This window comes from Cyclobacterium sp. (genome assembly GCF_014762705.1).
Taxonomy (GTDB): domain Bacteria; phylum Bacteroidota; class Bacteroidia; order Cytophagales; family Cyclobacteriaceae; genus Cyclobacterium.
In genome coordinates, this window is sequence record NZ_JABURL010000067.1 from 1 (window position 1) to 25,272 (window position 25,272).

Here is a 25,272-nt window from a genome sequence, read left to right on the forward strand (position 1 = left end):
AATTATAGTTATATAGTATAAAATAATAAGAACTGATAAGTAACGATTTAACCTTTCATTGCTGAAAGCATGCCTCCGTAAACTTTATTTAGGGAATTGACATTCTGGTTAAGTTTCGCCAGTTCGGTTTTAAAAGTTTCTGTTTCCTTGCCGGCCTCTGCAATACCTTCCATCGCAGCCGTGACGTTGGAATAAAATTTACTAATGGTTTTTGCATGCATATTTGAGTCTTTCAATTCCTCTTCATACACATTATTCAATGCAGACAGATTCCTGGTCACATTGACAATCTGGTCTCTGTATGCCTTGGCATCTTGAGATGCAGAAGACATTTCTGATAAAGCGCTTGCTGTCTTGCTGTATGAATCGTTGATATCCACCAGGGATTTTGAGGCTTTCTTTACATTTTCAGCGTATTCGTTGGTGGCAACTGTGGCATCTGACAAAGTACCCAGTTTTTCGGTAGTGCTCGCCAGATGTTGCATACCCTTACCCAGGCTTTCCAACAACTCAGGACCAATTTTAGCTTTTTCCAATAGCTGATCCATTTTTTGAGAAGTCTGATCAGTGCTTGTCCTTGCCACTTTTGGAGGTGCAGCACCTGCATTGGATCCGGCCAATTCAGGATATACTTTGGTCCAGTCCAATTCTTCATTTTTTGGCTCGAAGGCAGATAAAAAGAAAATGAGTGCCTCGGTAGTTAAACCTACCCCAATCATTAAAGAAGCAAAGGGCCAATCCAAAATCTTAAACATGGCTCCCAGAATAACGACAGCTGCTCCAATGCCATAAATCTTAGGCATGATCGAACCATAAAACTTATAAGCGAAAGTGTTTTTTTCTGTTGACATAATTTTTAAAAAACTTTAAATATGAATGGAATATTATTTACAATTGGGTGATCAGGTGATTTTATCTTCTGCTTCTTTTATTGGACTTCACTTCCATGCTTCCGGACCGTCCAATATAAGTCATGGCGGTACGGAAACCTATGTGTGCCGTTTGTACATATTGGTATTCGTAATTTCTGGCACTTGTCTCCAAAAAGTGAGCCACATCTTTCCATGAACCTCCTCTAACAACTTTTTTTGTTTCGGTAGTGTCTTTATAGGTAGGGTTCATATCCCAAATCAAAGCATTTGCAGCTGGATTATAAGCATCCTCTACCCATTCTGAAACATTACCAGCCATATTATACAGGCCAAATCCATTGGGGGCAAAGGCATCCACAGGGGCAGTGTAGGCAAACCCATCATCTATGTAATTGCCACGTCCTGGCTTGAAATTGGCCATCAAACATCCTCTTCTGTTTTTCAGGTAAGGACCTCCCCAGGGATATTTGGCAATTTCCTTTCCTCCTTTGGCAGCGTATTCCCATTCTGCTTCGAATGGAAGCCTGAACCGGGGCATATCGAATTCGGATTCATCATTGGCATTCATGTGATACGTTTTCCATTCACAGAATTGCTTCGCCTGGTCCCAACTGATACCTACAACAGGATAATCGTCAAAGGCCGGATGATCAAAATAATATTCCATCAAAGGATCCCCATAATGATGGGTGAAACTTGAAGACCATACGGTGGTATCCGGAAGTAACTCTTCCAAAACAAATTCCGGTGCATCTTTCTGGGTAGTAGGCGTACCGAGCGCCAGATCTCCCATACGAACCGCGTCCAGAAATTGCCTGTACTTGTTGTTGGACACCTCATGCTTATCCATAAAAAATTCGGATATCGTGACCTGCTTATTCATGGAGGACATACTCAAGGCGATATCTTCATCTGCCTGCCCAATCCAGAACGTTCCTGCTTTTACGGGAGCCATTTCAAATGGTAAGGCTTGTTGCCAGCCAGAGCGCTTGGGTACGCCCGTAACTTCACCTCTTCTATTAAGTTTTTCACTTGAAGTGCCTTTGTTTCCAAAAAGACCACAACCCTGAAGTAGTGTCATTATTACCAACCCCAAAATGAGGGGGAAAAAGCGCCGATTCATTTTTTTAAACATAAATGACATTAAATTAACTACATTCATTTTCAACCATTTAAACGAACAACCAATTCGAAATTTAACAGATTTTATCAGAAAAACACAAGGAATTTTTCAATAAAGTTTAATTCCTTAAAACCTAAATCTAGGTGTTCTCTGAATCACCCTTTCAATTTGTCTGGTTACCTGGGGTAAATTATACGTCAACATAAACTCGTGGGAGGAGGGAGATTTTGCTTCCAAGCCACCCACTACCAAATCAAATGCGTAACCCAGCCTGAGGGAGTTATCTTTTAACAGACTATAACCTAATAGTACCGATGCCGATTCCTCTCCCCTGTAAGCCAGCCCCAAACTAATTTTATTATTGTACGAGCCTATAACGCTGAAGTCATAGGAAAAATTATTTAGGGATACTGATTTTACCAATATACTGGGTTCAACTGTGAATTGCGCAAAAGTGTTTATTCTATATCCTGCCAAAAAGTAATTGTGATTTTCAAGTCTGTTGGCCAGACTGCCATCTCCAAAATCAAATCCGGGTTCATTCAGGTTTCTACTGCTCAAACCCAGGTAAAAACTCCCACGGTCATAGAGTATACCTGCTGTTAAGTTGGGGTGAACCTGATTTTCATTTCCCCCAGAGGGAATATTGGGGTCGGGGTTCACTGGTAGAAATTCATCATATCGAATGGTGCTGGAAAAAAAGCCACCTGAAGCACCCATACTCAATACACCCCTGCCTAAGGTTAAATGATAGGCCAGGGATAAATTTATTTCCTGATTGTTAAATGGTCCGATTTCATCGTTGACAGCTACCAAACCAAATCCTACCGGAATATTTTTCAACCTTCCAGAGGCTGACAGCAACTGGGTCGTAGGAGCCCCGCCTGCTCCCGTACTGGTGGTATAGTCCAGCCATTGACTGCGGTGCAAGGCAGAAATTGAATAACCAGCATCCTTTCCGGCAAAAGCAGGGTTATAAAATAGACCATTGTACATGTATTGGGTAAACTGCGCATCTTGCTGACCAAATACTGAAGGAGTAACCAACAGAAATGCAAGGCAAAAAAACACACAGGTTAACAAGTAGGATTTGATGGTCATGTGTAAAAGACATTTTGCAATTGAAAATCTATTCTACACATTTAAACTGAATTTTCCTGAAAAAAGATTAAAAGATATCAGATTTTATTTGCTTTTTTTATGTAAAGTTCCAAAGCTCCCGTCATACTTGGTGCATTTGGAAGGGGTGCTTCAATATCCAAAATCAGGCCTTCTTCCTTAACGGCCTGTGAGGTAGTGGGACCGAAAGCAGCGATTCTCGTCTTTCCTTGCTCGAAATCAGGGAAATTGCTAAAAAGCGACTTAATGCCGGAGGGACTGTAAAAAGCCAAAATATCATATTTGATGTCTTTCAAATCGGACAGGTCCGCGGCAACTGTATGATAAATGATCGCCTCTGTAAAGGCAATGTTGTTCTCGTTTAAATAATTGGGAATATCTTCCTTCCTGATATCCGAACAGGGAAATAAATATTTTTCGGATTTATGTTTCTTAAAGAAATCAAAAAGATCTGCCGCAGTGCGGTTCCCCACGAACAACTTTCTTTTTCGAATAACAATATATTTCTGAAGATAATGTGCTGTTTGTTCCGAAATACAAAAGTACTTCATGTCGGCGGGCATCTCAACTTTCAACTCCTGACAAATCCCAAAAAAGTGGTCGATTGCATTTCTGCTGGTAAAAATTACCGCAGTATGTTTTAAAATTTCAATCTTTTGTTTTCTAAAATCTTTAATAGACACTGGCTCCACCTGAATGAATGGCCTGAAGTCAATTTTAATCTTGTACTTTTCAGCCAACTGAAAGTATGGAGACCGCTCGTCGGAAGGTTTTGGCTGAGATACCAAAATGCTTCTAACCCGGTTTAATCTGTCTTTTGTTGATTGCGTCATTTTATTTTTTTTTCCTTTACCCTAGGAGAAATTTACAAATCACCAAAAAGGGGATCAATTCAGAGGTGCAAAGGTAAGAAAATAAATGATAATTATTAAAACCATTTTTTTTGTACAACCATATGGATAAGCCTATAATACCGAGAGAATATACCGTAAGAAAAGAAATGAACAGCCACCAGACATACATGCTTCCAGAAAGCAGATTGTTAGAATACACCACCACTGTAATCCCAATCAAAACCAATAACCCAAAACCGCTGACTTTTAGCAAATAAAAAAAGTGGGGAAGAGCTATTTTTTCCAGTTCAAATATATACGTATTGATGCCCAGCCAAATAAATTTCAGAAAGGTAATCAAGGTTAATAAAAGCGTAAATGCCAACCACACGAAAACCATCATTTCAATATCATTTTCCAGAGATAACCCAAAAAAATCAATGCCAAAGACATGGAAGCCCAAAATACCCATCAGTGCCATGCCCATATTGATCAATATCAAATAAAACAACAGCTCTGCCGAGTAAATTTTTGAAAAACTAACAGATTCCCACAGGTCTTCAAAAGAAAATATGGCTATTGGATTCCAAAAAAGCCCGAAAATAGATGGGAAAAGCACCCTAAACAGGGCAAGAAAAAATAAAATAGCCAATACAATGGTAAAAAAGAAATCCTTGAACCTATCCCTGCTTCTTTTATTTTCTATCGATTGGTCCTGGATTTGGCCTGGGCTGGAATCCGCATCAAAAAACCCTTTCCTTACTGAAAAATCCTTTGGATCAATCCCCTTCTTAAAAGCAGAAATTTTTAGCTCTCCAACTTTCCCAATCCTCGATTCCAATTCCTGATTTGAAAAAAACAGTAGGGTGTCATTGGTCACTACCTGCCATAATTCTTCTTCAATAAATAATGCCGCACCCTTAGGAAGCCTGATCCTCCATTCCGCTGTTGAAAATTGTCGGGTATCTACCCAAACATATACAGCATCATTTGGGGTAAACATACCCTTTTCCGATGAAAGCTTTATTTCAGGATCGTAATTGGACAAAACCTGCGAAATAGCTTGTTTTGGGAAAGCCAGCAACCAAAGGGTGCTTACCACAATCAAAAAAAACCTGTGTATCTTTTTCATTAAAAACGTCCCGTAAAACCAAAATGAATTCTCGAATAATTAAACCCCAGAGGCTGGTTGGCGGCCTTTCCCAAAGCATAGACGAAATTAAAAATACCTCCGGCTGTTTCCAAACTTAATCCTCCACCAAAAGAAAACGGCCAATCTCTTGCCTGCCGGCTTACCTGGTCCTCCAACATGCCAAAGTCCATAAACAAAAGAAAATACGAATAATTCCCGAAGTAATACCGGGGTTCAACATTCATATAAACATATCGATTGGTATAGAAGAAATTTTCATTGAAGCCCCTGATGGATTGCAGGCCTCCCAACCTGAACAAATCATTGCGCAACAAATTGGAGTTGTTTAATTCCCCTGCACGTAAGGACAAGCGGGAGCTGAAATACTGCTTCCATTTCAGAAAATAATCAACCTTACCCTGAATGTAGTATTGAAGTGAGTTTTTTTCGATCCCCGAATACAAGTCTGCCGAAATACCCGTATTTTCTTTAATGATTTTATTCCCAATCCCGAAAATTAAATTACTTCTCCACCCGGATTTCGGGACGATCAGGTCATCCACATTGGTGTAATGCAAATCAGCTCCGTAATTGTTGTACCTGAAATCTGCCACTTCAGGCAACTCAGTAGCATTTTCATACCTGCTCACACTCAACAAGTCCCCTGCCTGCCACTTCCCGAAAAAATCAATGTAGGTATGGGCTGCCATTTGATAACCCACCTTAAAAGTAAAATCCCGGTTTAAAAAAGTGGTGTCTTCTTTCAAAAATGAAAAAGCGCCACTGATGTCTAGCCGGGAACCGAGAAAATAAGGTTCCCGGGCTTCCAGTCGGAGGTTTTGGGAGTATTGGGTTAACCTTTGCCAATTAAGCAGGTAATCCCTTCCTTTTCCGGATACATTATACAGCTGCAAGTCAAATTGGCCGGTGACCAACCACTTGCTGGCTTCAATTTCATTGGGTAGCAGCCCTATGATCCCATCGATCTCATTCATTCTCCGGTCATTTACCGGCAAATATATGGTGGCCTGCTCATTTTGAAAGGACAATTCCGGACTTCCAGCCAGGCTAACATAAGGCACATTATTTCTGAGCACATCCATAACCTGATTTACTTTTTTTTGGGAAAAAGGCTCACCGGGCAAAATGCCGGTTTTTCTGGCCAAATAAAGTGGTTGGGATTTTGAATTCCCTGTGATTTGTAAGGTATCAAAACGGATCAGGGGTCCTTTATCCATAACTAGGGCCGCCGAAACCTGCCCGTTTTCGATATTGATACTGTCTAGTTTAACTGATATAAAAGGGAACCCCTTATTCTGTCCTGTTTCCAGGATCTTATCCATCAATTGTTGAACCCTTTGAAACCGAAATGGGCTGTCTTTTCCGATATAGGCTCCGGCATTGATTGATTCCGATACCCAAGGTTCCAGGTTTCCGTTTTTTAGTTGAATCCATTTATACTGTTTGCCACTATTCAGACGCAGAAGTACTTTTTTTTCCGAAATGAATAAAAGTTTGCTTTCCATGTTTAAATATCCCTCCCGCTGCAGCGAATCAATCAGGTTTGCGGAAAAGCTTTGAATGGCCAGGCTATCTGAAAAATTAAATTCCAATATTTCACTTTCTGCCTTTCCCCGGGACAATTCCACGGTCAATACATAATCCTGTTCTTGCGCAAAGCAATTGCTGCAAATAAAAAAAAACTGTAAAACAAAAATTGCTTTATACCAGCTTACCAAACACCCCGTACTTTCATTGGAAAGGTATACACGGAACCCATGGCCGTTATGAACAAGGTTTTTCTGTCTCCAGCCCCAAAACATACATTTGCAGTCCACTTTTCTTCTACAGGAATATGCCCTATCTTATCTCCTTTACTATTAAATATGGTCACCCCATCACCTGTCAGATACACATTCCCCCTGTTATCCAGGGTCATGCCATCTGAACCCATTTCCACAAATAAACGCCTGTTGGTCAGGTATCCATCTTCCTCAATGTCATATATGTAAGTTTTATCAGCTCCTATATCGGCTACATAGAGGTTTTTCCCATCCGGTGTACCGACCAATCCATTGGGTTTTACCAGATTATCGTCCACCCTGAAAAATTGTAATCCATCATTACTCAGGTAGTACAAATGCTCCCCGTCCTGCTGCATTTCAGGGTCTCTCTCCCAATAATCCCGCTTGTACAAAGGGTCTGTCAGGTAAATTCCACCCCTGGGATTGATCCATAAATCGTTTGGACCATTCAGTTTTTTCCCTTTAAAGTTTTCAATAAGCACCTCTGGATTACCCTCCTTGTCAAATGACCACAACTCATTGTCCAGGTCTGCACAGGCAATCAATTCTCCCTCCCGGTTGAAATACAATCCGTTTGACCTTCCTGCATCCTCGGAAAAAACAGTGATCTCACCCGTTGAAAATTTCCACCTGTAGATTTTGTTGTTGGGTTGATCGGTAAAAAAAACGTTCCCCTCCCTGTCCACTGCAGGTCCTTCAGTAAAGCTATACCCTTCTCCTACCTTTTCCAGGACGGCATTCTTTTGAACCAAACTTTTTTTAATATCCATTTGGGCCAAAGTAAGGTGTGACAAAAGTAAAAACACCATCAAAATTGGCAGCACTGATTTGGACAACATCATTTTCTACGGGTTTTGGGAATGATCGATCATTTTGATCCAAAATTAACTCAATTATCGCCAAATCCTAAAATGCCTGATCAATAATCTTTAGATTTGCACTGGAAAAGCATCCCGATTTTCAACTTTCAAATCTTTGTTATGGCAGGTATCTACATACACATTCCTTTTTGCTTGCAGGCCTGTCATTATTGCGATTTTCATTTCAGTACAAACAGAAGCCATGCATCAGAGATGGTCAGCATGATCTGCCGTGAGCTGGAACTGAGAAAGCATTATTTATCCGAAAGCGGACCCATTCACACCATCTATTTCGGTGGGGGAACCCCATCTCTGCTGCCTGCTGACCAAATCGCAAAAATTTACGACAGCATTCAAACACATTTTGATTGCGAGCTTCAGGAAACCACTTTAGAGGCCAACCCCGACGATTTAATTGATGAAAAATTAGATGCATGGCTAGCGCTTGGCGTTGACCGGTTAAGTATTGGCATACAAAGTTTTAACGATGATGTTTTAAAATTCTATAACAGATCCCATAATGCGAAAGAATCACTGCTGGCCATAGACAAGGCACGAAAAGCGGGCTTCCAATCTTTATCCATGGATCTGATATATGGCTTTCCCCATACCGACCACCACATTTGGCAAAATGACCTGGACCAAACTCTGGCACTGGCTCCCAACCATATCAGCTCCTACTGCCTGACCATAGAGCCACAAACAGCTTTGGGCGTTTGGGAAAAAAAAGGGAAATTTAAAGCAGCCTCAGAAGATTTTCAGGCCGAACAATTCGAAATACTTCAAGGTAGCCTGGAAAGAGCTGGTTACCTGCAGTATGAAATCTCCAATTTCGCCCGAAACAATGCTTTTTCAAGGCACAACAGCAATTACTGGAAAGGTATCCCCTATTTGGGCATTGGTCCGGGTGCCCATTCATTTGACGGAAATCACAGGGGATACAATGTTTCGAATAACATGGTCTATATCCGGAAACTCAAAGAAAACCAACTTCCATACCAGAAGGAGACATTATCAGCAGACGATCAGCTCAATGAGTACCTGCTCACTTCCATGCGGACCATCTGGGGAATCGATAACGTCTATTTAGTAAATAAATTTGGGTGGAATCTATTCAAAGAAAGAGAAAACACCCTCTCCGACATGCAAAGGCAGGGTTTAATTCTTGTTGAAGATCAATCCGTCAGCCTAAGCAGAAAAGGGAAACTTTTGGCAGATTACCTGGCTTCAAAATTATTTATCTAATGAATCATGCTACCTTTATATGATGAAGAAATATCCAACTGGCACCCAAAGAACAAGCAATACCTCCCCATTAAAAGAGGTTTTTGAAGAGCTTTTGGAAGCTTATAAGCTCAAGGATACCTATTCAGAGAAAACGGTCATTCAAGAGTGGGGAGCGCTGATGGGTAAAACAGTGGCCTCCCGGACCCAAAGTTTATCTATCAGAAAGAAAGTCCTGTATGCTAAAATCAGTTCGGGGCCGCTTAAAAAGGAAATGATCATGAACAAATCTAAAATCCTGTCATTGATTGCCGAAAAATACGGTAAAGATGTAGTGGAAGACATCGTATTTCTGTAAATAAAAAAGCGGGATAACCTTTCTTTATCCCGCTTCCTTTCTTAATGGTGTTTTATTTTCTCTTTTTTTACCTTCAATCCGATCAATAACTTACCCATGCTCCATCCACCTTACGGAGTATGCCCATGGGGTTGCCTTCTTTTAAAGCATCGGGCCAGATACTCTCCGGCATATCCTGATAGGCCACCGGTCTGGCAAAGCGTTTGATGGCATAGGTCCCCACAGAAGTGCTTCTGCTGTCCGTTGTAGCGGGAAACGGCCCCCCATGCTGCATGGCATGGCCAACCTCTACTCCCGTAGGCACTCCTTTGAATAGCAGTCGACCGCACTTTTCCTCCAAAAGATGGAGCAAAGCCGTCCTGTTTTTCAATTCTTCTTCCTCCGCCCAAATCGTACAGGTAAGTTGTCCCTTCAAATTTTCCACCAGTGCCTGCAGTTGATCTTCCTGCTCATAAACCACAATGATGCCGAAGGGTCCAAATACTTCTTCCTGAAAAGCTTCATCACTCAGCCAATCTGATGCTTTGACTTTTGTCAGGGCCACATTTCCGGTAAGCACATCTGTCTCCTCTGAATCCAGTAACCATGTTAATTTTTTGGATTGCGAAAGTGCTTCCAGCGCCTGATAATAGGTGTGACAGATTCCTTCGTGCAGCATGGGTGCTCCTGCTACCTCCTTTAAGCTGTCCACCACCGCAGCAGAAAAAGCCTCTTCATGAGATTTGGGTATAAAAATAAGACCGGGATTGGTGCAAAATTGCCCCACACCCAGACTGACTGAGGAAGCGTAGGCCGCAGCAGCTGATTCAATTTGTTTTGACAAGTACCCTTCCAGCACAAATATGGGATTGACACTTCCCATTTCAGCAAACACCGGAATTGGGTTTTCCCTTGCATTACAAGTATCGAAAAGTGCCTTCCCCCCTCTGAATGATCCGGTAAAAGCCACAGCTTTGGCCAAAGGATGCGCAACCATTTCCTGCCCTGTATCAATTCCTCCTTCTACATGTTGAAAAGTCCCCTTCGGCAAACCGCTGATTCTAACGGCATTTTTAATCGCTTCAGCCACCATTCGGGAAGTCTCCGGATGAGCAGGATGGGCTTTGTAAATGACAGGGCATCCTGCAGCAAGGGCGGAAACGGTATCCCCTCCGGCAGTAGAAAACGCAAGTGGAAAATTGCTTGCCCCAAACACAACTACCGTCCCCAGGGGTTTTAGCATTCTCCTGATATCCGGCTTGGGAGCAGGTTTTCTTTCAGGATCCGGATGATCGATGGTGGCTTCTACCCAGCTTCCTTCATCCACCAGTTGAGCAAAAAGCCTGATCTGCCCCAGTGTCCTGCCCAATTCACCGGTAATTCTACCCTCCGGGAGATGCGATTCTCTGGAGGCAGATGGTATCAAATCATCCCTTATTGCCTCTATTTGTTTGGCCATTTCCTCCAGGAAACCGGCGATTTTATTCTTATCCAAAGTTTTTAATGTCATAAATGCCTTTTGAGCATCCTGAAAATTGATGTCTATCTGACTCATGTGCTTATTTTATGTTTTATGGGTTAATGCTGATTATAAAAGGATTTGCCATTTGGTCATAAATTGATTGTTCAAGTTAAACGATATTCGGCGTAGTCGCAAAAAATTCAACCAGATTACCCCCTTTCTTACCCGCTTTTACCTCCTCAAATAAAAATTTCTCTGCTTCTTTTATATATTTAAACCGGTAAATGCCAATGCACATGCGTTTTTGAAAAAAGTCCGATTCCATGCCTTCCCTGAAAAACCCTTCCCTTCCGGAGATACATATCAACAATCATTTTGAACCCGGAGATATTGGTGCTATCATTGAACTCCACGGGAGGCTGTATCATGATAGCTTCGGATTCGGTTTGGGCTTTGAAAAATACGTTGCCCATACCTTTGCTGAATTTGTGTGTCATTTTCAGGAAGGAAAGGACCAGATCTGGATCGCCAAGGCAAATGGCCAAATCAAAGGTTGCATCGCGCTGATCGACAGGGGTGAAAAAACAGCCCAACTGCGGTATTTTATCACCACAGCTGATTACAGGGGCAGGGGCCTTGGAAAACTGCTTTTCGATTTTTTCATGCAACACATCAGGGCGCATCTCTACCAAAAAGTTTATTTATGGACCACCGAAAACTTAAAGGTTGCCGCCCACCTTTATCTTCAGGAAGGCTTTTACCTTGCCGAACAAAGGGAATCCGATACCTTTGGCATTCCTTTAATCGAACAAAAATACCATTGGGAATTACCTGCAGCGGATAAAACAAAATAAAAAATCCAATAGGATAGTCTGGGAAAAATCAGAGACATAATTTTTTCGCAAACCATATAAATGGGAATTAACCACTATACAGGTACTGGCTGTCTGCTATAAATTTTCCAAATCGAGGTTCATCTGATCTAACTTTAGTTGTTTACCATTTTTTGGCACAGATGATTATTCTTTAATTGTTTTTTAAAAAAAATTATGTTTTAAGCAGCTCAAATAAAAGAGAGTTTTTTTAAAAATAACCGGAATAATTTTTTTGGCTTGCCATTTTTTTCTATAATTAAACCTCTAAAAAAATGTTAAAAGAAAAATACCCTATTCAAAAGGTAATATTAATTTAAGAACGGCAGTCGCATTTGCTTTGATATAGTAGTGCAATCGATTCCGCAATCTAAAAAAAGTGAAAGCTTATAACCTCAATTATCACCCAAAAAAGGCTTAAAACATTCATATGACATAAACCTAAAATAGCCTATGTAACACGCTGGTAAGTCTGTAACTAACTTTGATAGTTACTTATCCAATTAATTAAACCCAAATTTTATTATGAAAAGAAAATTACCTTCTTGCTGGACGGCAACTTCTAAGTTTGCAGCTGCGGCAATTGTGTTTAGTTTGTTTTCCGAAAGCTTATTGGCCGGGGACAGCTATATGAACGAAAACAGAAGTGGATTTGAAAGCAACTTTCTTTCAAAGGTATCCAAACTTACTTTGGATAGAGAAATCGTAAACGATCCTTTTGATGTCACTGTCAGTGGTACGGTTACCGATAGTAATGGTGAACCTATTCCCGGAGCTACCGTTTCTGTCCCGGGCACTTCCATTGGTACCGCTACGGACATCGATGGAAATTACAGCATCACCGTTCCCGATGGTGCTTCCATAGTATTCTCCTTTATAGGGTTTGAGAGTCAAACCATCGCAGTCAACAACCAATCCACCATCGACGTGGAGCTGGTAGAAAGTGCCCAGGCACTGGATGAAGTAGTGGTTGTGGGTTATGGAACTCAAAAGAAAAAGGACCTGACCGGTGCCGTCGTCAACGTGCAGGCAGAGGAAGTAATGAAATACAAACCGACCAGTGTTTCGGAAATATTGCGAACCACTGTGCCGGGTTTGAGTGTGGGTTACGCAACCAATGCGCGAAACGTACCCGATTTTCAGGTCCGGGGAGATAACTCCATGAAGGCTGATTCAGACGACGAAAGGGCTGCCAACAGACCCTTAATTGTATTAGATGGAGTCATCTTTCAGGGAGACCTGGCGGAGATCAATCCAAACACCATTGAAAGTGTGGATGTGCTGAAGGATGCCAGTGCGGCAGCGGTATACGGTTCACAGGCCACAAATGGGGTGGTTATCTTTACCACCAAAAAAGGTGCCTACGGAAAGCCACAAATCACCTTTAGCTCCAGGGTTGGACTGGTCACTGGTGGCAGAAGGCAGCAAACCTACAAAGGCGGAGAGGAAGTGCTGAACTGGCTGACGGACATGAATGAAACGATCACCAATTCCATCACGGAACCCTGGACTCGTTTCAGAGACTATAACGACATTGACCCACAATACCAGGACGATTGGTTGGCAGCCAATGGTATTCCCGGAGAAACAGATCCGGAAGCCATCCGAATGGCCAGGGTAAATAACTTTGGTTTCTGGGATATCGAATTGGAAAACTACCGAAATGGTGTCACTTACGACTGGCAGGACTTTCTGTTCCACACCGGAGTCAGACAAGATTACGATCTTAGTGTTTCCGGAAGAAACGAACGCGTTTCTTACTATTATTCTCTGGGATATAGTGATCGGGAATCGGTTCAATTAGGTGAAACCTTTGAAACAATTACTTCTCGTTTAAACCTGGATGTAAACCTGGGCGAATTTATAAGCATTGGTACCAACACCCAATTCACTTTTCAGAATGAAGGCCAGGAAGCTATTGACAATGGTGGATACCGGGTATATTCTCCCTATGACCAACCCTGGGCTAATGGTGCCCCAAGAACACGGGAAAACCTGAACGATCAGGCTGCGGGTTCAAATATTAGTAATCCTTACCAAGAACCTTCCTGGAACACCCGAAGCCATACACGGTTTATGATAAATCCTACCCTTTATGCGAACATCACCCTTCCGTATGGATTCAGCTTGCGTACGGATTATACCCCGCGCTTTGATGTACGGAAAAGGTTTGATTTTGATGCTCAGGGGAATCCTCAACGTGCGGTTGACCGTGCAGAGAGAAGGTACAATGACTCCTTCAGGTGGCAATCCAATACCATCCTGAATTGGGATAAGGCCTTTGGTGAACACCGCTTAAGCTTTACCGGTCTGTACAACACCGAAAAAAATCAATTCTGGGAAACCAGGGCCATTACCAATAATTTCTCCCCTACCGCCGCACTGGGTTACCATGCAGTGCAATTGGGATTGAACCCTACCATGTCTTCTTATGATGAGGTGAATTCCAGAACAGGTCTGATGGGAAGGATTAACTATGCTTATGGAGATCGGTATAATTTTTCTGCTTCGTTAAGAAGGGATGGTTTCTCCAGATTTGGGATAAGTAATCGATTAGGTAACTTCCCCTCCCTATCTGCAGCCTGGACCATTTCCAATGAGGACTTCATGCCGGATGGTGCAGCACTTAGTTATCTGAAATTGCGATTGAGTTATGGAGTGAATGGCAACAGTAGTGGTTTGGAAGATTACAATGCCTATGCCCAGTTAGAAAACGAGCTCTACCTGAATTACGATGGTGGTTATTTCCCCGCTCCCCGCACGGAAATTACCCGAATTGCGAATACATTTTTATCCTGGGAAAGAAACGCATCTTTTAATATAGGGATAGACTATGGGTTCTTTAATGATAGGGTAAGCGGTTCCCTGGACATGTACCAATCAGAAACCCGGGATCTGTTATTGGATCAGAAATTGCCTGAACTGACCGGTTTTGAGTCGATAAAAACCAATGTGGGTAATTTGCAAAACAGGGGTTTTGATCTGGGCATTCGATCTATCAATGTAACCAGGAGCGATTTTACCTGGACCAGTAATTTCAACGTGACCTATGCGATCAATAAGATTTCCACATTGGGCAATGCGCCAATTCCGATGACCGATTCTCAGGGCAATGTGGTTGAAAGAGAACCGGATGACCTGCAAAATGGTTGGTTTATTGGAGAAAACAAGGACATTATCTGGGATTGGGACCTCAATGGAGTTTACCAGATGGATGAGGCCGATGAAGCAGCCGAATATGGTTTGTTCCCAGGTGATTTCCGTTTTGTGGATCAGGATGGAGATGGGGATATCGATGTGGATGACAAAGTATTCCTGGGTCTGACCAACAACCCCTGGTACATCACCTTCCGAAACGATTTCGAATGGAAAGGATTTGATCTGGGACTGGTATTTCTTGCCAAATTAGGCTGGAAAGGCGGTACTCAGGAACCGTTTAACAATTCCCAGCAATACATCAAAAATCACAACTGGTACACTATCCCTTATTGGACACCCTTGAACGGACAAAATAATTTTGCCCGTATCAACTCCATCAACCTGGGAGGTGGAAACGCATGGCTTAATCGGGATTATCTCAGGTTACAAAACGTGTCTGTGGGTTATAACCTCCCGGCAAGCATTCTGGAAAAATTGAATGGCACACGCCTCAGATTGGCTTTGAATATCGAGAATGCGGCTGTGTTTACCCCTTGGGAAAGAAGCCTCGGAGATCCTGAGTCTGCAAGGGAAATGCCCCGTACATATTCTTTTAGTTTGGATTTCACATTCTAAATCTTAGACAAAGGAAATTAATTGTTAACCAGAAACGATTTAAAAATGAAAAATATAAATAAAATAAAAGGAATAGGCCTTTCGATGCTCCTTCTGGCATCCGTATCTTGTTCGGAGGATTTTCTGGAGGAACAACCCTTGTCCTTCCTTAGTCCGGAAAATACTTACGGGGATGCTGCAGGACTTCAGACCGCATTGGATGCCGGCCTTCAAGGTGTAATGTCTCAATGGAACGGGGATACCCGGGAACTGATGTTCAACAGCAATATGAGTGACGCATCTGTGGTTTCCGCCACGGATAAGCCCGATGCATTTGTGGATTTGCGTACCTATGCCACACCCACCAATGCACGGAACAACGATGCCGGACGTGCCCGCTCCTTTTATGCGGACAATTACAACCATATCAAAAAAGCCAATACGGTCATCGACTTTATCGATTTACCAGAATGGCCGGATGGGGTAAATGATCCGGAGAGAAACCATTTGCTGGGATCTGCTTATTTTCTGCGTGCCTTTTTCTACATGCAACTCACCATGGATTTCGGCAATGTGGCTTTTCCTTTAAATGTGGTATCGGAAGCCCGAAGGGATTTTAAAGTATTTAACATGCAGGGAATCTGGGACCAGATGATCACAGACCTGGAGTATGCAGAACAATGGGTAAAGCCAAAAAGCCAACTGCCCATCGGCCAGGCTCCCAAGGATGCGGTCCGTATTCTACTGGCCAAATACTATATGCTGAACGAACGCTTTGCGGATGCAGAGCAGCTCATGGATGATGTGATCAATGGCGGAGAGTCCCAGTTATTTACGGACGACATGATCCCTTCCGGGGTGACAGAGGTGGAAGTCGCCAATACCAATAATCCAAACACCGGTAACCCCTTACCCGGAAGGTCAGGCTATGCTCCAGTTGATGCAGTAAACTATCTTCATATGGATAGAGGCGCTCAAAAGACTGGAAACCCTGAAGGCATTTGGTTAGTAGTGAATGAGCCCTTCGTCCTGGGAACACAGGGAAGATCTGCCAGAATCCGTGCCTGGGGTCCCAATTTCGTCAGCACCAACCTGGGTGTCTGGGAGCCGGGTACCACTCGAATCGGAACCGATGTACAGCAATCCACCTCTGATGCAAGGGGCAGGATGATGAAAAAATGGGGAAGAGGTCAGGGTTTTGCCCGCCCGACCAATTATTCGCAATACGAAATCTGGAATTTTAAGGGAACATGGGACGAACAGGATTACCGCCATAAGGACCTGAACTGGTTTGAAATGGAGGATGTATTGTATGACAACCCTACCCTGGAAGATGAGGATAGCCCTTATTATATGCAGCCCCTTCGTCTGTATGATGACAATGGCAACCTTACCTGCCAGGACACCATCCGTTGCTGGTACGGTTACCCAAGGTATAAGTTCTACTCTGTAAACCAAGAGTCCCGACCTGATCGTCAGGATGGCGGTAAAATGGACATGTACATCATGCGTATCGCTGAGGCTTATCTGGTCAGGGCAGAAGCCCGCTTCTGGCAGGACAACCTTGCCGGTGCAGCGGAGGATATCAATACCATCCGTCAAAGGGCCAATGCCATTCACATGTATACCATAGCCGATATGCAAACCGAGGGCATAGGTGCTGTGCTGGATGAGCGAAACAGGGAGCTGTTTGGAGAGGAATACCGGCACGATGAGCTGGTAAGAATATCAGTCATTCTGGCCAAAACAGGCAAAATGGCCTACAATGGCAAGACCTACTCCATCTCCGGAAACGACATTGAAGAATCCCTTTCGGCCAATAGTTTCTACTATGACCGCATGATGGAAAAAAACAATTTCTTCCGGGACGAGGTACCATGGGCGACCTACAACACCACGAAGTACACCATGGATCCGCACCATGTTTTCTGGCCAGTATACCAGCCTTACCTGGTAGGTAACGTGGAAGCCACCCTCAACCAGACTACGGGTTATAATGGGGCTGAAGAAAACATCGAACCATTGAATCATGTAGTGCAACCGGCTGGCGCACCCAATGAAGATCCCCAGCGGGCCATAGGAGAGTAATGCCGATCATATAAAAATTCACCCGAAGGCATGTGCAGTCGGGTGAATTTTTTAATTTACACGTAATATTTAATTATAAACTCAAATACAGCATATTATGAATAATGATTCATCCAGAAGGTCATTCATTAAAAAGTCAGCCATAGCGGGTTCAGCAGCCATCGTAGCTCCTACCATTGTGTCTTCAAGCGTTTTTGGTGCCAATGACCGCATTAATGCGGCCGTATTAGGCGTAAATGGGAGAGGCAAAAACCATATCCAAAGCCTGATGAACCAAGAAAATGTACAGGTTACAACCCTGGTTGATCCGGACATGAACCTGCTCAAGGAAAGACAGAAATCTTTCAAAGAAAAGTACAATAAAGATGTTGCTTTGGAACAGGACATGCGAAGAACCTTTGACGATCCGGATATTGACGTGATCAGTATAGCGGCGCCAAACCACTGGCATGCTTTGGCCACCATCTGGGCCTGTCAGGCTGGCAAAGATGTATACGTTGAAAAACCCGGCTCCCATAATATCTGGGAAGGCCGCAAAATGGTGGAAGCCGCCCATAAATACGACCGCATTGTGCAGCATGGTGTTCAGCTCCGCAGCTCTCCAGCCGTCAGGGAAGCCATCGAATTGATGCGGGATGGATACATCGGCAACGTGTACATGGCAAGAGGTATTGTATTCAGGTGGAGGCCTAGTATCGGGGATCAGGGTTTTGCACCTGTACCGGAAGGCATAGATTACGATATGTGGACCGGACCAGCTCCCAAGCGTCCATTTTCCCGAAACCTGGTGCATTACAACTGGCACTGGCACTGGGATTATGGTAATGGAGATGTAGGCAACCAGGGTATCCATGAAACGGATTTGTGCATGTGGGGATTGGACGTAGGTCTGCCTACCAAAATCACCTCCATGGGAGGTAAATTTCTTTGGAACGATGCCAAGGAAGTTCCTGAAGTACTCACCTCTGTTTACAATTACCCGGAGGAGAATAAAATCATCCAATTTGAGGTAAGGCCCTGGTGCACCAACGAAGAGGGTGGAGCCACTGTAGGCAATATCTTCTATGGAGACAAAGGATACATCGTGGTAGACGGCTACGATAAATACAAATCCTTCCTTGGCCAGGACCGGACTCCAGGAAAATCAGGGGATGATGGAGGAGAATCCGGAACCGGAATGGACAGAGGTGCTGGGGGTACCGATGGTCATTTTGCCAATTTCATCGAAGCTGTCCGAAAACATGACAAAACCATCCTCAATGGTCCTGTTGAAACAGCTCACCTTTCTTCTGGTCTGGCCCATCTGGGAAATATTGCCTATAAACTGGAACGCGTCCTGACATTCAACCCTCAGTCAGAAACATTTGTCAATGACGACGAAGCAGACCAAATGCTTACCCGCAATTACAGAAAGGGTTTTGAGGTGCCTGAAAGGGTCTGATGATCAAGCTTAATGATGGTTTCTAAACCGGACCATATGATACACCTGTCAGGCCAATATTATCTGGCAGGTGTTATCTTCAGTGAAAATTCAATGTTAAATCAGCCGTTTAAAACAATCAAAGGATGAAATATAGCGCAATCATATTGATCATGGTAATGAGTAGCAGCACTTTACTTTTTGCTCAGAAAAAGAGCAAAGAAAAAATTGAATTACAGGTAAATGAGGCCGAAAAGAAAGTGGATGTCATGGTAGGTGGGGAACATTTTACTTCCTATATATACCCCGATAATATCATGAAACCAGTATTGTGGCCGGTCATGTCTCCGGGAGGAAACATGGTTACCCGAAGTTACCCCTTAATCAATAAGGAAGGAGACCGTACCGATCACCCCCATCATGTGGGTATTTGGCTCAATTACGGTGATGTGAACGGTCTTGACTTTTGGAATAATTCTGAAGCTATTCCTGCTGAAAGAAAAGATGGATATGGGACAATCTTTCATCAATCTGTTGAAAAAGCCAAAGGAGGAAATGGTAAAGCTGTCCTGGAAACCAATTCTCTCTGGAAGGGACCGGACAATACAACCTTACTTGAAGAAGAAACTTCCTTTAAATTTAGCGCAACGGAGGACATGCGTATTATTGACCGTACCACTAAATTGACTGCCGCCGTTGAAGAGGTTGATTTTACAGACAACAAAGAAGGAATGTTTGCGATCCGGGTAAGCCGTGAATTGGAACTTCCCACAGACAAACCTACCGAACTGATGGATTCCCATGGCGTAAAAACCCGTGTGGAAAAAATGGATAATACCTACGTGAAGGGAGATTACAGGAGTTCGGAAGGCATAGAAGGTGGAGATGTATGGGGAACCAGAGGGCGCTGGATGAAACTTTCCAGTGAGATCAAAGGAGAGCCTGTATCTCTGGTTATCATAGATCACCCCGACAATGCGGGCTATCCTACTTATTGGCATGCCAGGGATTATGGGCTTTTTGCTGCCAATACCCTGGGACAAAAAGCTTTGTCTGGTGGCGAAAATGAGTTGAATTTTAGTCTGGAAAATGGAGAAACAGCCACATTCAAATACCGGTTTGTGGTAGCCTCAGCGGATCTCTCCGATGCGGAAATCAATGAATTGGCTGATGAGTACGCCAAACAATAAAACAGCCCCAATTAAACACACCATTATGGATAACCATCAATCTAGAAGAGGTTTTCTCCAAAAAAGCATGGCTGCCGGATTGGGACTTGCTTTATGGAACCCAGCCCTTTCTTCCGCTTTTGCCCAAAATTCCAATATGCAGCTCGGTCTGGTCACCTACCAGTGGGGCAAGGACTGGGAATTGCCCGAACTAATAGCTAATTGTGAAGAAACCGGCCTGCTGGGAGTCGAACTGCGTACCGAACATGCGCATGGGGTAGAGATTAGTCTTTCAGCAAGGCAACGCAGGGAGGTAAAAAAGCGATTTGCCGATAGCCCTGTTACCTGCCTGGGATATGGTTCGAATTTTGCCTACCATTACGCCGATCAGGCAGAAGTCAGGGAGAATATCGAAGGGACCAAAAAATACCTCCAACTTTGTAAAGACATTGGAGCCACTGGAATTAAGGTCAAACCCAATGGCCTTCCCGAAGAAGTATCCAAAGAAAAAACCATTGCACAAATCGCCGCTTCTTTCAATGAAGTCGGCCGGTTTGCCAGTGATCTTGGACAATTGGTCAGGGTGGAAGTACATGGTAAGCTTACCCAGCAACTGCCCAACATGAAGGCCATCTTTGATCAGGTCACCGAGGATAGCGTAAAAGTATGCTGGAACTGTAATGACCAGGATTTGTTGCCACCGGGACTTGAGGCAAACTTTGACTCTGTCAAAAAATGGTTTGGAGATACAGTCCATATCCGCGAACTCAATGAAGGTGACTATCCTTACCAGGAGCTTATGAAGTTATTTACACAAATGAATTATAAGGGTTGGATTTTACTGGAAGCGCGGACTTCTCCTGAAGACCGGATAGCAGCGATGAAAGAACAATTGCGTTTATTCAATGCCATGACCAGGGCTTAATCGTTGTTAAAAGATACCGATTCACAACAAAAAAGCCACCGGAAAATAATTTCCGGTGGCTTTTTTGTTTATGGCCAAAATACCATTGCAGTTGTGAAAGTGACTGGAAAAATACGCTATAATCAGGCGGATGCTTTGGCAAAATCCTCCACCGCCTTCCAGACTCTGAAAACATTTTTATAGCAAAACTTCTCAATATCTTCCTTGCTGTATCCCCTTTTCAGCAATTCGGCTATTAGATTTGGATACATGGAAACATCTTTCAACCCTGTAGGAAGGGTATCTCCCACACCGTCAAAATCTGACCCGAAACCCAGGTGATCGATACCCACCAGGCCTACGATATGGTCAAAATGGTCCGCAACCCTTTGAACAGAAGGAAAAGGATTGTTTTCTGCTACATAGGCCGATATGTATTCCTGTGCTTCAGGGTCATTCCTGCTAAGTTCATTCTCTGCCAACCAGTTGATAATATGCTCCCTGGCAGCGTCATTTCCCTCCCGAAAATCCTGATCGATAAAACTACCTCCAAAATTGATCATAATAACTCCATCATTCTCAGCAAGTTTTTTGATCATTTCATCTCCCATATTCCTTTCAAAACCAGGAGTAAAACGCCTGGCCGAAGAATGGGAAGCAATCACCGGCACCTGGCTAACTTCCATTACATCATAAAAAGTATCGTCCGAGACATGCGAAATATCCACCATGATACCTACCCGGTTCATTTCCTTTACTACCTCAACTCCAAATTCGCTAAGTCCTCCGTGGGTATAGGTCGTGTCATAAGAGGAGTCACCAATTAAATTATCCTTACCGTGGGTTAAGGTGATGTACCTGATACCCCTTTCATAAAAGTACCTGATGTTATCGAGATTATCCTCGATGGGAGCCCCATTTTCCATTCCCATAGGCAGGGATATCTTACCAGCTTCAAAATTCTCCTTGATTTCATCGGGTCCATATGCCAGTCCAAATTTATCAGGCCAGGTGGTAGTCAGTCTCTCAGTCATTAAGATGAGGGAATCCGCAAGGGCTTTTGCCCCTCCCATTTCCTGGTATCGGGAAGGGATATAGATGGACATGAAAGGTGCATCAAGCCCCCCCTCTTTGGATCTGGGAAAATCGAAATTACCTCCTTCAGTCCTTTCCGCAACGTTTAATATCTCCCGCTGCAAGGTAAAGCCCCCAACTTTCATTCTGTAGGGTAAATCCACATGACCATCTACCATGATCGTGTTTTGTGCTAAATCTGTCGCTATTTCCATTATTTCTTCTTCTGAAAGCTGAGAATAATCAACGGATTCTTCTGCACCATTTCCACAAGAAATTGCCAAAAAAGCAAAGCCAAGTAGTAAAATAAACGTAAATTGTTTCATTTTCTGTAATTTTTGTCGTTAGTAGTTGTGAATTAAATAAATCAAGAACCAAATATACTGATCTTTCGGATCATAACTACCGTACTAAAAACTCATTTTCTGGTGAAAATTAAGCATTCCACAAAAAAAATAGCGAAATTTGGTATTGAATCTAAAAACTACAACCATGAAGTCTTCAAAAACACCCTCAACTATTACAATATGGACGCTATCCCTGATACTTTCAATTTTTTGGAGTTGCGGACCTGCCAATTCCGATAAGGAAAGTGAAAATGAAATGGTCGAAGAAGAAGTTACCAGCTCACCCAGTCCAGGTTTGGACTTGCTGTGGGAAACCAGCCCGGACCTGACAACCAATGAGTCGGTTCATTATGAGGAAAGCAATGGACAGATTTATGTAGCCAATATCGAAGGTGGGCCTGACGAAAAAGATGGCGTTGGTTCTATTTCCAAAGTCAATACGGAAGGAGAAATCCTGGAACGAGACTGGGTAAGCGGACTAAATGCACCAAAAGGAATGGCCGTCAAAGGCGATTATTTGTATGTCACTGATATCGATCGTTTGCTTGAGATTGAACTGGCCACTGGTGAAACCAACAATACCTTCGAGATTGACGGAGCTGTTTTTCTAAATGATGCGGCAACCGATGGAGAAAAGGTTTACTTTTCAGACATGAGGACTAATAAGATCCATTACCTGGAAGATGGGGCCATTCAGACATTTGCGGAAGAGCAAAATAGCATCAATGGCCTACGCGTAGGAAATGGGAATACCCTGTATGGCCTGGATGCCGAAGGATTGAAACAATATGAACCAGACGGCAGTTTTCAGATCATTAATGCTGAAGTTACCGGCGGTGATGGATTAATTGTTATTGATGAAAACACCTTTATAGCCAGCAAATGGGGTGGGGAAGTATTTCTTATCCAGGATGGAACCGCCACCAAAATACTTGATACCACAGAAGAGGAATCAAATACAGCTGACATCGGGTTTATTCCAGGTGACAATATCGTCCTGGTTCCAACTTTCTTTAAGAACAAAGTGGCGGCATATAAATTATCTTATTGAGAGAATTTTCGAATTTCATTATAATATTGAATGAATATTTCAATGCATTCGTTATAGAAGTACAGGATGTTAGGTGTCTTGTCAAAAAATTATTATTTTAATTTTTAAGGACATTGTAGTTAATTTGCAGAAAGATGTAGTGTTTGGTGATACCAAACATATAGGCATCACAAAGCGAGAGCATAGTTTATGAATAAGTCAGAAAATATCAATTACGAATTGGAAAAGAATGCTGAAGTCATCAACCAATTAGATGACTTTGTGACGGAAACAGTAGGAACTACCCTTATGGATCCTGATGATTGCTGGCAGCCAACTGATTTTCTTCCGGACATGTCTCAGCCAGATGCATTGGATCAGGTTCGGTTGCTGCGTGAACGGGCTGCAGGTATTCCAGACACCCTCATAACCTCATTAGTGGGCAACATGATCACAGAAGAGGCATTGCCCAGCTACCAAACTTATTTCAATATGTTGGCAGGGGTAAATGATGAAGGATCTCTGACCAGTGAAAGGGGTTGGGTTAAATGGACCAAAGCCTGGACTGCAGAGGAAAACCGACATGGTGACCTGTTAAATAAATACCTGTACCTCTCCGGAAGGGCTGATATGAGGAAGGTAGAGCAAACCATTCACCGGTTAATTTACAACGGGTTTGATCCCAGATCTGAGAAAGATCCCTACCAGGCAATCATTTATACTTCTTTTCAGGAAAGGGCGACCAAGATTTCTCATGTCAACACGGGTAAACTGGCCGATAAGGCAGGAGACACCGTATTAGGTAAAATATGCAAACAAATTGCCGGGGATGAAGCCAGGCATGAAAAGGCCTACAAAAGCTTCATGTCTGAAATATTCAAGATAGATCCCAGTGGTGCCATGCTGGCTTTTGAGAAAATGATGCGGAAACAAATTGTTATGCCCGCGGTATTGATGGGAGAAGGAGGTAAAAACCCTACCATTTTTGACCAGTTTTCTGCCATTACTCAAAAAGTGGGGATTTATACCGGTTGGGATTACGCCCGAATCATTGATCATTTGGTAAAACTTTGGCAAGTGGAGACGGCTACGGGGCTAAATGATGTTGCCGCTAAAGCGCAAGAATATCTGGCTGGTTTATCTGCCCGGTATTCCCGACTGGCAGACAGGATGAAAACTCCTGATGAAATCAGCCTGGCATGGTTAAAATAAAAAAGGGCCAAAAAATAGAAATAAAATTGCCCTTTTAGAACTTTGCAAAATTAAAGCTTAAAAAGTTGCTTAATCACCCATAACAAAGGTAGGTGATGCACCAACTAAAAAAAATACCCCGTTCGGGGTATTTTTTTTGCATTTACTACTAAGTGGTTATTTTTCAGTTTCTTACAAAATGATTTTAGCTTTATATCCTGGGTTTATTATATAATTATCTAATAACCACCTTACCGTCACTGCAAGAAATAATTTTTAAAAATTCAGAAATCGGGATGACGATGTAGGTTTTTGCATTATAGGGGAATTTAGGGTTCTTTCTTGTATCAGGATTATGGCTTAAAATCAGCAATAAGGGTAAATAAACATCTCATTGTTTAATGGATAATGGTGAGTTAAATGTTATTTTTATTAATTTAACCTGTTTTTATTGTACTTTTTTCTTGATCAAAAAGTACCAAAAAATCAAGACAAAAAAATCCTTCACCACGCAAACCCCCTGCGCACCCCGGTTTTTTGTCGGCCCACCCTCTTTTCGTAATTAAATTACACATCTTCTTTTTAAATTTTTCGTGAGTCACACTTTGAATAAAACAGTTTTAATTACGTCATTGGTAGAACTAATACTATAAAAAA

At 42.8% G+C, this 25,272-nt stretch carries 19 protein-coding genes; 10 read left to right on the forward strand and 9 right to left on the reverse strand.

The features are described from left to right. Positions 1-47: 47 nt before the first annotated feature. The 7 genes from gldL to HUJ21_RS12550 all read right to left on the reverse strand — a co-directional run bounded on the left by gldL (position 48) and on the right by HUJ21_RS12550 (position 7,726). Positions 48-851: a gliding motility protein GldL gene (gene gldL / locus HUJ21_RS12520; protein WP_291370288.1), complete on the reverse strand. Its 804-nt coding sequence runs from the start codon at positions 849-851 to the stop codon at positions 48-50. 61 nt (positions 852-912) lie between these two features. Then, entirely contained in the window at positions 913-2,007 is a 1,095-nt protein-coding gene (gene gldK / locus HUJ21_RS12525; RefSeq protein ID WP_166141958.1) for a gliding motility lipoprotein GldK, read from the reverse strand. Positions 2,008-2,121: 114 nt separating this feature from the next. Then, a complete protein-coding gene (locus tag HUJ21_RS12530) occupies positions 2,122-3,096 on the reverse strand; it encodes a type IX secretion system membrane protein PorP/SprF (protein WP_291370292.1) in 975 nt (324 codons plus the stop codon). A 77-nt stretch (positions 3,097-3,173) separates the two neighbouring features. Beyond that, a complete protein-coding gene (locus HUJ21_RS12535; protein ID WP_166141954.1) occupies positions 3,174-3,947 on the reverse strand; it encodes a uroporphyrinogen-III synthase in 774 nt (257 codons plus the stop codon). Positions 3,948-3,963: 16 nt separating this feature from the next. Beyond that, a complete protein-coding gene (locus HUJ21_RS12540; protein WP_291370293.1) occupies positions 3,964-5,079 on the reverse strand; it encodes a DUF4271 domain-containing protein in 1,116 nt (371 codons plus the stop codon). Then, the gene (locus HUJ21_RS12545; protein ID WP_291370318.1) at positions 5,079-6,728 is read right to left on the reverse strand and encodes a hypothetical protein; all 1,650 of its coding nucleotides are present in this window, start codon (positions 6,726-6,728) and stop codon (positions 5,079-5,081) included. The genes HUJ21_RS12540 and HUJ21_RS12545 overlap by 1 nt, the downstream gene beginning before the upstream one ends. A gap of 83 nt (positions 6,729-6,811) precedes the next feature. After that, a complete protein-coding gene (locus HUJ21_RS12550) occupies positions 6,812-7,726 on the reverse strand; it encodes an SMP-30/gluconolactonase/LRE family protein (protein ID WP_291370295.1) in 915 nt (304 codons plus the stop codon). A 138-nt stretch (positions 7,727-7,864) separates the two neighbouring features. Here HUJ21_RS12550 and hemW point away from each other — a divergent pair, with 138 nt between their 5' ends. Together hemW and HUJ21_RS12560 are read left to right on the forward strand one after the other, a co-directional pair. Beyond that, entirely contained in the window at positions 7,865-8,989 is a 1,125-nt protein-coding gene (hemW, locus tag HUJ21_RS12555; RefSeq protein WP_291370297.1) for a radical SAM family heme chaperone HemW, read from the forward strand. Positions 8,990-9,008: 19 nt separating this feature from the next. After that, complete coding sequence (locus HUJ21_RS12560) at positions 9,009-9,326, forward strand: DUF721 domain-containing protein (RefSeq protein ID WP_366483691.1); 318 nt, start codon at positions 9,009-9,011, stop codon at positions 9,324-9,326. Positions 9,327-9,408: 82 nt separating this feature from the next. Here the strand turns inward: HUJ21_RS12560 and HUJ21_RS12565 are convergent, their stop codons facing one another. After that, positions 9,409-10,860: an aldehyde dehydrogenase (NADP(+)) gene (locus HUJ21_RS12565; protein WP_291370298.1), complete on the reverse strand. Its 1,452-nt coding sequence runs from the start codon at positions 10,858-10,860 to the stop codon at positions 9,409-9,411. 230 nt (positions 10,861-11,090) lie between these two features. On the opposite strand from HUJ21_RS12565, the gene HUJ21_RS12570 reads away from it, so the two are divergent. The 6 genes from HUJ21_RS12570 (at position 11,091) to HUJ21_RS12595 (ending at position 20,994) form a co-directional block, all read left to right on the forward strand. Continuing rightward, the gene (locus HUJ21_RS12570; RefSeq protein WP_291370300.1) at positions 11,091-11,621 is read left to right on the forward strand and encodes a GNAT family N-acetyltransferase; all 531 of its coding nucleotides are present in this window, start codon (positions 11,091-11,093) and stop codon (positions 11,619-11,621) included. Between the two features lie 543 nt (positions 11,622-12,164). Next, positions 12,165-15,413, forward strand: a complete 3,249-nt coding sequence (locus HUJ21_RS12575; RefSeq protein ID WP_291370302.1) for a SusC/RagA family TonB-linked outer membrane protein — start codon at positions 12,165-12,167, stop codon at positions 15,411-15,413. Positions 15,414-15,458: 45 nt separating this feature from the next. Next, complete coding sequence (locus HUJ21_RS12580; RefSeq protein ID WP_291370304.1) at positions 15,459-17,480, forward strand: RagB/SusD family nutrient uptake outer membrane protein; 2,022 nt, start codon at positions 15,459-15,461, stop codon at positions 17,478-17,480. A 97-nt stretch (positions 17,481-17,577) separates the two neighbouring features. After that, the gene (locus HUJ21_RS12585) at positions 17,578-18,921 is read left to right on the forward strand and encodes a Gfo/Idh/MocA family oxidoreductase (protein ID WP_291370306.1); all 1,344 of its coding nucleotides are present in this window, start codon (positions 17,578-17,580) and stop codon (positions 18,919-18,921) included. A 125-nt stretch (positions 18,922-19,046) separates the two neighbouring features. Then, positions 19,047-20,090, forward strand: a complete 1,044-nt coding sequence (locus HUJ21_RS12590) for a PmoA family protein (RefSeq protein ID WP_291370308.1) — start codon at positions 19,047-19,049, stop codon at positions 20,088-20,090. Between the two features lie 25 nt (positions 20,091-20,115). Next, complete coding sequence (locus HUJ21_RS12595) at positions 20,116-20,994, forward strand: TIM barrel protein (protein ID WP_291370310.1); 879 nt, start codon at positions 20,116-20,118, stop codon at positions 20,992-20,994. A gap of 122 nt (positions 20,995-21,116) precedes the next feature. Here HUJ21_RS12595 and HUJ21_RS12600 read toward each other — a convergent pair whose 3' ends face one another. Continuing rightward, positions 21,117-22,373, reverse strand: coding sequence for a dipeptidase (locus HUJ21_RS12600; RefSeq protein ID WP_291370312.1), 1,257 nt, complete (start codon positions 22,371-22,373; stop codon positions 21,117-21,119). 166 nt (positions 22,374-22,539) lie between these two features. Between HUJ21_RS12600 and HUJ21_RS12605 the strand changes: the two genes are divergently transcribed. Then, complete coding sequence (locus HUJ21_RS12605) at positions 22,540-23,445, forward strand: ATP-binding protein (RefSeq protein WP_291370314.1); 906 nt, start codon at positions 22,540-22,542, stop codon at positions 23,443-23,445. A gap of 189 nt (positions 23,446-23,634) precedes the next feature. After that, entirely contained in the window at positions 23,635-24,636 is a 1,002-nt protein-coding gene (locus HUJ21_RS12610) for an acyl-ACP desaturase (RefSeq protein ID WP_291370316.1), read from the forward strand. Positions 24,637-25,272: the final 636 nt, after the last annotated feature.

What these genes read in the sequence shown, in the direction of transcription:
- gldL (WP_291370288.1), bottom strand. Translation starts at nt 851, where the DNA reads ATGTCAACAGAAAAAAACACTTTCGCTTATAAGTTTTATGGTTCGATC.
- gldK (WP_166141958.1), bottom strand. Translation starts at nt 2,007, where the DNA reads ATGTTTAAAAAAATGAATCGGCGCTTTTTCCCCCTCATTTTGGGGTTG.
- HUJ21_RS12530 (WP_291370292.1), bottom strand. Translation starts at nt 3,096, where the DNA reads ATGACCATCAAATCCTACTTGTTAACCTGTGTGTTTTTTTGCCTTGCA.
- HUJ21_RS12535 (WP_166141954.1), bottom strand. Translation starts at nt 3,947, where the DNA reads ATGACGCAATCAACAAAAGACAGATTAAACCGGGTTAGAAGCATTTTG.
- HUJ21_RS12540 (WP_291370293.1), bottom strand. Translation starts at nt 5,079, where the DNA reads ATGAAAAAGATACACAGGTTTTTTTTGATTGTGGTAAGCACCCTTTGG.
- HUJ21_RS12550 (WP_291370295.1), bottom strand. Translation starts at nt 7,726, where the DNA reads ATGATGTTGTCCAAATCAGTGCTGCCAATTTTGATGGTGTTTTTACTT.
- hemW (WP_291370297.1), top strand. Translation starts at nt 7,865, where the DNA reads ATGGCAGGTATCTACATACACATTCCTTTTTGCTTGCAGGCCTGTCAT.
- HUJ21_RS12560 (WP_366483691.1), top strand. Translation starts at nt 9,009, where the DNA reads ATGATGAAGAAATATCCAACTGGCACCCAAAGAACAAGCAATACCTCC.
- HUJ21_RS12565 (WP_291370298.1), bottom strand. Translation starts at nt 10,860, where the DNA reads ATGAGTCAGATAGACATCAATTTTCAGGATGCTCAAAAGGCATTTATG.
- HUJ21_RS12570 (WP_291370300.1), top strand. Translation starts at nt 11,091, where the DNA reads ATGCCTTCCCTGAAAAACCCTTCCCTTCCGGAGATACATATCAACAAT.
- HUJ21_RS12575 (WP_291370302.1), top strand. Translation starts at nt 12,165, where the DNA reads ATGAAAAGAAAATTACCTTCTTGCTGGACGGCAACTTCTAAGTTTGCA.
- HUJ21_RS12580 (WP_291370304.1), top strand. Translation starts at nt 15,459, where the DNA reads ATGAAAAATATAAATAAAATAAAAGGAATAGGCCTTTCGATGCTCCTT.
- HUJ21_RS12585 (WP_291370306.1), top strand. Translation starts at nt 17,578, where the DNA reads ATGAATAATGATTCATCCAGAAGGTCATTCATTAAAAAGTCAGCCATA.
- HUJ21_RS12590 (WP_291370308.1), top strand. Translation starts at nt 19,047, where the DNA reads ATGAAATATAGCGCAATCATATTGATCATGGTAATGAGTAGCAGCACT.
- HUJ21_RS12595 (WP_291370310.1), top strand. Translation starts at nt 20,116, where the DNA reads ATGGATAACCATCAATCTAGAAGAGGTTTTCTCCAAAAAAGCATGGCT.
- HUJ21_RS12600 (WP_291370312.1), bottom strand. Translation starts at nt 22,373, where the DNA reads ATGAAACAATTTACGTTTATTTTACTACTTGGCTTTGCTTTTTTGGCA.
- HUJ21_RS12605 (WP_291370314.1), top strand. Translation starts at nt 22,540, where the DNA reads ATGAAGTCTTCAAAAACACCCTCAACTATTACAATATGGACGCTATCC.
- HUJ21_RS12610 (WP_291370316.1), top strand. Translation starts at nt 23,635, where the DNA reads ATGAATAAGTCAGAAAATATCAATTACGAATTGGAAAAGAATGCTGAA.